Source organism: Yoonia sp. (genome assembly GCF_042093035.1).
Lineage (GTDB): Bacteria > Pseudomonadota > Alphaproteobacteria > Rhodobacterales > Rhodobacteraceae > Yoonia.
The window spans coordinates 1-10,457 of the sequence record NZ_JBELFI010000093.1; the positions used below are offsets into that span (position 1 = coordinate 1).

6 protein-coding genes and 1 pseudogene are annotated in these 10,457 nt (G+C 56.1%); 4 read left to right on the top strand and 3 right to left on the bottom strand.

Going from position 1 to position 10,457, the window contains the following annotated elements; translation table 11 throughout:
- Window positions 1–136: 136 nt before the first annotated feature.
- Together ACFDSS_RS11230 and purL are read right to left on the bottom strand one after the other, a co-directional pair.
- Complete coding sequence (locus ACFDSS_RS11230; protein ID WP_375255833.1) at window positions 137–373, bottom strand: BolA/IbaG family iron-sulfur metabolism protein; 237 nt, start codon at window positions 371–373, stop codon at window positions 137–139.
- A 99-nt stretch (window positions 374–472) separates the two neighbouring features.
- On the bottom strand, window positions 473–2,632 hold the full coding sequence (gene purL, locus ACFDSS_RS11235; protein WP_375255834.1) for a phosphoribosylformylglycinamidine synthase subunit PurL: 2,160 nt from the start codon (window positions 2,630–2,632) through the stop codon (window positions 473–475).
- Between the two features lie 492 nt (window positions 2,633–3,124).
- Between purL and ACFDSS_RS11240 the strand changes: the two genes are divergently transcribed.
- Window positions 3,125–4,222: a Hint domain-containing protein gene (locus tag ACFDSS_RS11240; protein ID WP_375255835.1), complete on the top strand. Its 1,098-nt coding sequence runs from the start codon at window positions 3,125–3,127 to the stop codon at window positions 4,220–4,222.
- A gap of 9 nt (window positions 4,223–4,231) precedes the next feature.
- On the opposite strand, the gene ACFDSS_RS11245 is transcribed toward ACFDSS_RS11240, so the two are convergent.
- A complete protein-coding gene (locus tag ACFDSS_RS11245) occupies window positions 4,232–5,137 on the bottom strand; it encodes a LysR family transcriptional regulator (protein ID WP_375255836.1) in 906 nt (301 codons plus the stop codon).
- A 160-nt stretch (window positions 5,138–5,297) separates the two neighbouring features.
- Here ACFDSS_RS11245 and ACFDSS_RS11250 point away from each other — a divergent pair.
- The 3 genes and pseudogenes from ACFDSS_RS11250 to argC form a co-directional block, all read left to right on the top strand.
- A pseudogene (locus ACFDSS_RS11250) lies at window positions 5,298–8,714 on the top strand (indolepyruvate ferredoxin oxidoreductase family protein).
- Between the two features lie 108 nt (window positions 8,715–8,822).
- Complete coding sequence (locus ACFDSS_RS11255) at window positions 8,823–9,635, top strand: glutamate racemase (protein ID WP_375255837.1); 813 nt, start codon at window positions 8,823–8,825, stop codon at window positions 9,633–9,635.
- Window positions 9,636–9,672: 37 nt separating this feature from the next.
- The coding region (argC, locus tag ACFDSS_RS11260; RefSeq protein WP_375255838.1) for an N-acetyl-gamma-glutamyl-phosphate reductase at window positions 9,673–10,457 on the top strand (785 nt) is incomplete at its 3' end.

Genomic DNA, 10,457 nt, shown 5'->3' on the forward strand with positions numbered 1-10,457 from the left:
TGACGGTTTCTTTGATCTGGTCTTCAGCGCTCATTTCCTGTGTCCGTTGTTTTTGTCTTTTTGCCCCGACGCGGATGCGTAGATGGCGGCATGAAATATATCGGCCCCAATATCGCCAGTTTCAGGCCATTCAGCATCAGTCGGGTGCCTTGGTGGTCAGAGCCAAAGCGTGCAAATCCCCGTTGCTGCCGTCCATCTTGCCTTTCAGGGCTGCATAGACTGCGCGCTGTTGCTGCACGCGGTTTTTGCCCCGAAAGCTTTCGTCGATGACTTCGGCTGCAAAATGTGTGCCATCATCGCCCTGGACGTTGATCTTGGCGTCGGGAAATCCTTCGCGCAGCAGGCTTTCGATTTCATAGGCGGTGATCGGCATCGGGCGTCCTTATTGTCTGCTTTATGCCTAAACTAGGGGCGCTGGCGCCAGGGGACAAGTGGGGAGCCTCCGGCGGGAGTTTTTTTGGCAAGATGATAATCAGGCGACCGCTTTTTCGAAGGATGTGCGGAAGATCTCAGACAGCTCTGAGAGGGGCGCGCTCTGCGTGCCGAAAGTAACGGCATTGCCGCCTGCGCTGCCAACGGTGGTGAGCGTGACGCCCGCCTGACTTGCTGCGATCATCAATGCCTCGGCTTGATCGAAGTTGCAGGCAATCAGGTAGCGTCCCTGATCTTCGCCAAAGAGGGACGGAGTGTCCTCGACATCGATGGTTATGCCGACACCTGCGCCTTCTGCCATCTCAAATGCTGCCAATGCCAGTCCGCCATCGCTGAGATCGGTACAGGTCTTTATGAGTGCGTGGTTGGCGCGGATGAAATCGCCATTGGCCTTCTCAACGTCGAGATCAACGGCCGGGGCGTCGCCATCCGCGCGCCCGTAGACCTCTGCCAGCAGCGCCGATTGACCCAGGTGACCTGTCGTTTCGCCCAAAAGCAAGAGCAGGTGGCCGTCGCGGATGTCACCGCAGATCATCTCGTCGGGGTGGTTGATGATGCCAACTGCGCCAATGGTCGGTGTAGGCAGAATGCCGGTACCGTCGGTTTCGTTGTAAAGTGAGACGTTACCCGAGACGATAGGCATGTCGAGCGCCCTGACCGCAGCCCCGATGCCTTTGATCGCACCGACGAATTGCCCCATGATTTCTGGCTTTTCGGGGTTGCCGAAATTCATGTTGTCAGTTGTCGCCAAAGGCTTCGCACCGACCGATGTCAGATTGCGATAGGCTTCCGCCACTGCTTGCTTGCCGCCTTCAACCGGGTTCGCTTTGACATAGCGTGGCGTCACATCACTGGTGAAGGCCAGCGATTTTTCGGTCCCGTGGACCCGCACAATACCTGCGCCTGCGCCGGGGGTGAGGGCCGTGTCGCCCATCACCTGTTGGTCGTATTGCTCGTACACCCATTGTTTCGCCGCATAATTCGGACTGCTGATAAGCGCTTTGAGCCCATCGATGGGGTGCACGCCCGGAATATCGCCCAGCGGGTCTGCGGCAGGGGTGGGCACCCAAGGGCGGTCGTATTCGGGTGCGGAGCCGGACAAGGTTGCCAATGGCAGGTCAGCCTTGATTTCGCCATTGTGTTCAACTACGAAACGATCCTCGGCAATTGTCTCGCCCACGATGGCGAAATCCAGATCCCATTTTTCAAATACGGCGCGGGCCTCGGCTTCAAGCGCCGGCTTGAGCACCATGAGCATCCGCTCCTGGCTCTCTGATAGCATCATCTCGTAGGCGGTCATGTTGTCTTCGCGCTGCGGCACGGCATTGAGGTTGAGCTTTACGCCCAAGCCCCCTTTGTCACCCATTTCCACGGCAGAACACGTCAGGCCCGCGGCACCCATGTCCTGAATGGAGATCACGGCACCTGTCGCCATCAATTCCAGCGTGGCTTCCATCAGCCGTTTTTCCGTGAACGGATCGCCGACCTGAACAGTAGGGCGCTTTTCCTCAATCGTGTCGTCAAACTCAGCGGAGGCCATTGTCGCACCACCCACGCCGTCGCGGCCGGTTTTTGCGCCCAGATAGACGACTGGCATACCCACGCCGGAGGCGGCCGAATAGAAAATCTTGTCAGTATCAGCAAGGCCCGCTGCGAAGGCGTTCACAAGACAGTTGCCGTTATAGGCGGGATCAAAGCGCACTTCGCCGCCGATTGTTGGTACGCCAAAGCAGTTACCATATCCGCCGACGCCTGCCACGACACCGTTTACGAGCTGTTTGGTTTTGGGGTGGTCGGGCATCCCGAAGGACAGCGAATTCATCGCAGCGATCGGGCGCGCCCCCATGGTAAAGACATCGCGCAGAATGCCGCCGACACCGGTGGCCGCCCCTTGGTAAGGTTCAATATAGGACGGGTGGTTGTGGCTCTCCATTTTGAATACTACCGCTTGCCCATCGCCGATATCAACGATGCCGGCGTTTTCACCGGGGCCACAGATCACTTGCGGGCCTTCGGTCGGGAGGGTGCGCAGCCATTTCTTGGAGGATTTATAAGAACAATGTTCATTCCACATTGCTGAAAAAATTCCGAGTTCGGTGAACGACGGCTCCCGGCCAATAATCTCAAGGATGCGCGCGTATTCAGCAGGCTTGAGGCCATGTGCGGCAATCAGATCATCGGTAATGGCGGGCTCTTTCATCGGGGTCCTCACGTGCTGCTTGGGCGTTGCTTTACGGCAAGGCAGGCGGCGGGGCAAGCGAGGTCGGCTGTGGGCAAAAAAAATGCCGGGCACAAGGCCCGGCGAAGTCCAACAGGGAGGTGAAGACATGCGCGTGAAGCGTCAGTGCCTTCGGAACAGCAGATAGGGTGCAAAATTTATGCATTCAAGGAAAAGTCGCTGGAAAAAGTGCAAAGCCGCTATGCTGTTTGTGCATGGCTGGGCAAACCGAATACATGGCTTTTGATTGATAGCGCTGCTTGATCGTGAGAATGATCCTGCTGCTGAACCAACAAATCCTTTTCTTATCGCCGCGATGCGTCGTATAACCCCTGAAAACAAAGTATGTATTGATGCAACTAAACTGCGGCACACTTCGGGCGTGTAGCTTGATGTCTTCAGGAATGTGCGGGCGAGCAATCCGCTCGGCAGCGCTTGATGCCGGACACATGTGTTGATGAGGCAGGAAGACTTATGAAATTTACGTACACCGCAGGTTTCGATAGCGCAAATTCGCAAAACGGCTCTCTCAATGTCGCCAGCGGCACAGTAGAGCTAGAATTTGCTTCCGACGTGGGAGACTTCGAAATTTCGAATGACCCAGTTACAGGGCAAGATGAGAATACTGTCGTTTTCATTGACGGTGTTGAATACAGCTTTTCCTACGTTGAAACAGGCATTTTGCCTGGCGGTACGCAGCCGGGTGCATCGGCTGACACTGGTGATAAAATTCCTACAATACTGGAGGGCGCAACAGTAATCTGTATCCGTGTTGAGGACTATGATGCAGATGGCGATGGCATCGGTGACGGCCCGCAGCAGTTTTTTTTCACTCCCGATTACCTCGCGGGCACGGAGGAAGCTGACGCGATATACGAAATCGGTGACCGGCAAGGCGGGGGTTTGGGCGTCAAACTCGACAATCTTTCTACAGACCCGCCGCCGCCTATATGTTTTCTGGCAGGAACATTGGTGGCTACACTGAAAGGATCAGTTGTAGTTGATGATTTACGGCCCGGAGATGTTTTGCTGACCAAGGATAACGGACTTCAGCCTGTTGCTTGGGTGTCGTCATCTATTCGCGTTTGGTCTGAAAATGAAGACAGTCAGAAGCCAATACTCATAGCGCGTGGGGCGCTTGATGTCGGTCTGCCGAAATGTGATCTTTGTGTTTCCCCCCAACACCACATCCTTTTTAAATCCCAGTTTTGCCTTGGTCTTTTCGGCGTCGAGGAAGTGCTCGCCCCTGCCAAGGGCCTGACTGGCCTGCCCGGTGTCCGCGTGATGTCCGGCAAGAGATCAGCTGAGTATTACCACGTCATGACCGCTCAGCATGAAATTCTAACCGCACACGGCGTTGAAACAGAAAGCTTTTATCCCGGTCCGACAGCAGTGCGTATGTTGAACGCTGGGCAACGGGCCTCGCTCTTTGCGGTGGTGCCGGAATTACGCGATGATCCAGAAAATGGGTATGGCCCGACGGCGCGCAAACGGATCACCCGCAGGCAAGCTGAGCAGTTGGTTGACGCCATGAAAGCCGAGAAGAAAAAGACCGTCGTCGCGGGCGAGTGAGTTTACCGTCTAAGCCGACTGGCTTTCACGAATTTTGCGACGATGGGCAAAGATCTCATCCTGCACGAAATCACGGAAGGCGCTGATCCGTTTGGACTGGCGGAGCTCTTCCGGGTAGGCCAAGAAAACCGGCACCTCGCCGCTTTCGAGATCGGGGAGCACGCGCACCAGTTCTCCGAAGTCTTCGGTCAGATAGTCGGGCATCACGCCGATGCCGATGTTATTGACGATCCCTTGCAGCACACCGAAATAGTTGTTCACAGTGAAAAGATGCGGAATATCCTGGGTCAGCAGGTGCTGGACCAAGGTCGCACCTGCCGAGACCTGAATGGAATTGGGATTCTGGCAGATCAGACGATGATTGCCCATATCCGCGATAGTCTGAGGCGTGCCATTTTGTGCAAGATAGCTGGGCGACGCATAAAGCCGCATTCGCACCGACATCAGGCGTTTGCGGATCAGGTCGGCCTGGCTCGGCTCTTTCATGCGGATCGCGACATCGGCTTCGCGCATCGGCAAGTCCAAAACGCGTTCTTCAAGCATCAGGTCGATCTTCAGATCGGGGTATTTTTCGTAGAGTTTTGGCAACCGCGGCGCCAACCAAAGCGTGCCGAAGCCGGTGGTTGTGGTTACGCGCAATTCACCAAAGACCTCTTCTTCGCTGTCGCGAATACGGGCAGAGGCGGCCTCCAGCCGTTTGTTCATGCTTTTGGTCGCGTCAAACAGCAGCTCGCCCTGTTCGGTCAGAATCAACCCGCGCGCATGGCGGTGGAATAGCGTGGTGTTCAGAGATTCTTCCAATGCGCGGATTTGACGGCTGACTGCGGATTGCGACAGGTGCAGCGTATCGCCCGCATGGGTCAGCGACCCCGCGTCGGCAACGGCGTGAAAAATTCTTAACTTGTCCCAGTCCATGAGGTCCCCGGCTGAAGTCTTTTGTCGGATTTATTGGCTGGACCATACGCGCAGATTGGCTTTTGATGCAAACGGCGATGTAACCGAAAATTGTCTTTTTAAGTCAATAACTTTGACCTAAGCTGACAGGAGCGACTGATTTGCAGACAGGGGGAACGCAATGATCCGTCAAGATGTGTCGTTGGCTGACCGCTATGATCTTACGAAGTCGCAGGTGCTGCTCAATGGGCCGCAGGCACTGGTGCGTTTGATGCTGATGCAACAGGCGCGCGACAAGGCGACGGGGTTGGATACAGCGGGACTTGTGACAGGGTATCGGGGGTCGCCGCTTGGTGCGGTCGACATGCAGATGGCGCGCGCGAAGGACGTGCTGGATCCTGCGCAAATCAGGTTTCAGCCCGGATTGAACGAAGATCTGGCGGCAACAGCACTTTGGGGTAGCCAGCAAGCCGAATTGCGCGGGGAGGGCCGCCATGACGGCGTTTTCGGCCTCTGGTACGGGAAAGGACCGGGGATTGATCGCTCCGGTGATGTGATGCGCCATGCGAATCTGGCGGGCACCTCTGTCCATGGCGGTGTCGTTATGGCGATGGGTGACGATCATACCTGCGAAAGCTCGACCACGTTGCATCAGTCCGACATGGCGATGGTGGACGCCTATATGCCATTCGTGTCGCCTGCGGGTCTTCAGGAGGTTCTTGATTACGGGCTCTATGCCTATGCGCTGTCGCGGTTTGCGGGGGTATGGGTTGGCCTGAAATTGATGAAGGACACCATTGAGGTCACATCCGTGGTGGATACCAGTCCTGATCGTATGTCCTTTGTCATCCCCCAGGTCGATATGCCGAACGGCGGGCTGAATATCCGCCTGATTGACACGCCGCATGACCAAGAGGCGCGGATGGTGGATTACAAACGCGCCGCGGCGGAGGCGTTTTCCCGTGCCAACCGGATGGACCAGCGCAAATGGGGGCAGGCGGGCGCAAAGATCGGCTTTGTTGCTGCCGGAAAGAACTGGCTGGACTTGCAGCACGCTTTGGCCTTGCTGCACATTGACGCGGATGAGGCCACCCGACTTGGCATCACCACCTATAAGATCGGGCAGGTCTGGCCTTTGGATATGACGTCGCTTCGGGAATGGGCCGAAGGACTTGATCTTATTGTTGTTGTTGAAGAAAAGCGCAAATTCATTGAAGTGCAGATCAAAGAGGCGCTCTTTCATGATTTGCGCGGCAGGCGGGTTTACGGCTGGCACAAAGGGGCCGCCATGAAAGACGGCAAGCCAGAGGTTTTGTTCCAGACGAAGTCAGATTTGAACCCTGTGATGGTGGCCAATTTGCTGGGCGACATATTAGTCGAGGAAGGTCGCTCGTCTAAGAGAGTTGATGCGGGTCTTGGCGCTCTGAAGGACGTGATGGCCGCAAGAAACCCACCCGAACTGGCCGCACGCACCCCTTATTTCTGCTCCGGATGCCCACATAGCAACTCAACTAAATTGCCCAAGGGCGCGCGGGCCTATTCCGGTATCGGCTGCCATTATTTGGTGCAGTGGATGGATCGGGAAACTGTCGGCTATACCCATATGGGCGGTGAAGGCGCAAATTGGGTAGGCGAAGCGCCGTTTTCCACCCGTGACCATGTGTTCCAGAATATGGGCGACGGGACGTATAACCACTCCGGTCTGATGGCTGTGCGTTTTGCCGTCATGGCGGGCACGAAGATGACGTTCAAAATCCTGTTCAATGATGCGGTCGCTTTGACCGGTGGGCAGGGCAATGATGGCGATCTGTCAGCGGCGCAAATCTGCCGCGAATTGCAGGCGATGGGCGTGCAGAAAGTGGCGCTTGTTTAAGATGAGAAAGAGGAAATCGACCTCGCGCGCTTTCCCGCTGGATTGGACAAACATCCGCGTGACGAACTTCCGCAAGTTCATGAGGATGTGAGCAATTATAACGGTGTATCGGCCATTGTTTATGTGCAGACCTGTGCTGCTGAGAAGCGCCGTCGCCGCAAGCGCGGACAACTCCCTGACCCTGACAAGCGTGTCTTTATCAATACCGATATTTGTGAGGGCTGTGGTGATTGCGGTATCCAATCGAACTGCGTATCCATTATACCCTTGGAGACGGAACTGGGGCGTAAACGCGCGATTGACCAATCTTCATGCAACAAGGATTTCTCGTGCGTGAAGGGCTTCTGCCCCTCGTTTGTAACGATCGAAGGCGCCGAGATCCGCAAAGACGCTACTGTCCAGATCACCTTGCCTGACCTGCCCATGCCAGAGCTTCCAGCGATTGCGGGCACCCATAACGTTGTTGTTACGGGGATCGGCGGCACCGGGGTCGTGACCATTGGTGCTGTGCTGGCGATGGCAGCGCATTTGGATGGCAAAGGTGTCGGCATGATGGAGATGTCCGGGCTGGCGCAGAAAGGCGGGCCGGTCCATATACATTGCCGGATTGCTGAAACACCGCAGGATATCAATGCGATTCGCGTGGCGGCGGGAGAATGCGATGTGCTGATTGGTGGGGATTTGGTCGTTTCTGCGGGTGCAAAAACTATTGGACTTATGCAGGCAGGGCGTTCGCGCGGTGTCGTTAATTCACATGAAGTTATGACAGGCGCTTTCACCCGTGACGCGCATTTCCGCCTGCCGAGCGACGAAATGCAGCACGCGCTGACGACGCGCATGGGGGCGGGGCTTGAGATGTTTGACGCGACCGCTTTGGCCAAAGTGCTGCTTGGCGACAGTATCTATTCCAATATGTTCATCTTTGGTGCCGCCTGGCAAAATGGCACAATCCCAGTGTCTTACGATGCTATCCTCAACGCGATTGAGTTGAATGGTGCGTCCGTGGAGCACAATAAATTGGCGTTTGATTACGGGCGTTGGGCAGCCGCCTGTCCCGATGCGGCCGCGAAAGTCATCGCGCCCACAATCGTCACGTTGCCACAAACATTGGCTGAAAAGCTCGACTTTCGCGCGGCCCATATCACACGTTATCAAGGCAAGCGGCTGGCGCGCAAATACCAGCGTTTCGTGGCACAGTTCGCAGATCCTGCGCTGCAAGAGGCGGTGGCTATGGGTTATCATAAGCTGCTGACATATAAGGATGAATATGAAGTCGCCCGCCTGCTGGCAGAGACTCGCGCGCAGGCTGAGGCCGAATTTTCTGGCAAATTGAAGCTCAGCTATCACCTTGCTCCTCCGGTCTTGGCCAGGACAGGGCCCGATGGCCGCCCGGTTAAACGGCAATTTGGCGCGTGGATGGCGTGGTTCTTTCCCAAACTGGCAAGGTTGAAGATGTTGCGCGGGACGCCGTTTGACCCGTTTGGGCGCACCGCAGAGCGGCGGATGGAGCGCGCGCTGATTAAGGAATATGAGCGGGATATGGCAGAGGTTCTGGCACGCATCGATGCGTCCAAACGTGATGCTGCAATGGCGCTTGCCCTTCTGCCGCTGGATATTCTTGGCTTTGGCCCGGTCAAAGAGGCCAATGCGCGCAAGGCTGCAAAACGGCGTGAAGAGCTGTTGGCTGCACTGCGTCATGCGGATCACACACAGGTCGCAGAGTAGCCTCAAGCGGAAGGTCGGGAATTCCCTGAAAAAAGAGCGGCATCATGCATAGATTTCCGACAAAAAGCGACGTATGACCAGAAAACAGAGGCAAACACCGGGTGCACAATGGCAGTGGGTATTTTCGATAGCGGGCTGGGGGGGCTGACGGTGCTGGACGCTGTCGCAAGGCGTCTGCCTGATTTGCCGCTCGTTTATATGGGCGACAGCGCCCATGCGCCTTATGGCGTGCGGACGCCTGACGACATTTATGATCTGACGACGCAATCCACCCAACGTCTGTTTGATGCGGGCTGTGATCTGGTAATTTTGGCTTGCAATACGGCTTCTGCTGCCGCGTTGCGGAAGATGCAGGAAAGCTGGGTGCCGAGCGACAAGCGCGTACTTGGTGTTTTTGTCCCGCTCATTGAAGCGTTGACGGAGCGTCAGTGGGGCGATAATTCGCCGCCGCGTGAGGTCAACGTCAAGCATGTGGCTTTGTTCGCCACGCCCGCGACCGTTTCCAGCCGTGCGTTTCAGCGTGAATTGGCATTCCGCGCGATTGGTGTCGATGTGGAAGGGCAAGCCTGTGGCGGTGTCGTCGATGCGATTGAGGATGGGGATATGATCCTTGCCGAAGCTTTGGTGACGAGCCATGTGGATGCGCTCAAGCGGAAAATGCCGCATCCTGATGCCGCGATCCTTGGCTGTACGCATTATCCGCTGATGAAAAATGAGTTTCAGGCGGCCCTTGGGCCGGATGTGAAAGTCTTTTCGCAGGCTGATCTTGTGGCCGAAAGCCTCGCTGATTATTTGATCCGCCGTCCGGAGATGGTTGGACCGGGCACAACGTCCAGCTTCCTGACCACCGGTGATCCTGCGCAGGTCTCCAGCCGCGCGACGCAGTTTTTGCGACGAAAAATCACCTTTGAAGCCGCCTGAACCATTCTGAGACATTCATCCCGAAGGGATATTAGAAATGACCTATAACGTCGCCATTCTCGGCGCTTCTGGTTACACTGGCGCCGAACTCGTGCGTCTGATTGCAACACACCCGAACCTAGCAATTGTGGGGCTGTCGGGCAATTCAAAGGCGGGCATGGCGATGGCCGATGTGTTCCCGCATCTGCGCCATCTTGATTTGCCGGTTTTGACAACAATTGACGCGATGGACCTATCAGGGGTCGATCTGGTTTTTTGTGCGCTGCCCCATGCCACATCGCAAGCAGTGATCGCGCAACTGCCGAAGTCTCTGAAAATCGTTGATTTATCGGCTGATTTTCGTCTGCGCGATCCTGCTGACTATGAGAAATGGTACGGCAAGGCACATGCGGCCCCGGAATTACAAAAAGAGGCGGTCTATGGCCTGACGGAGTTCTATCGCGAGCGGATCAAAGACGCGCGGTTGGTTGCAGGGACCGGTTGCAATGCGGCCACGGGACAATATGCGTTGCGGCCTTTGATTGCGGCGGGCGTTATTGATCTCGATCAGATCATTATTGATCTCAAAGCGGCAGTATCAGGCGCAGGACGTAGCCTGAAGGAGAATCTGTTGCACGCTGAATTGTCAGAAGGGGCCCATGCCTATGCGGTTGGTGGCACGCATCGACATCTGGGCGAGTTCGATCAGGAATTCTCCGCTGCTGCCGGCCGGCCGGTACAGGTCCAGTTCACACCGCATCTGATCCCGGCCAACCGCGGTATTTTGGCCACCACCTATGTTCAAGGCGATCCTGTGACTATATATGAGACATTGACCGCAGT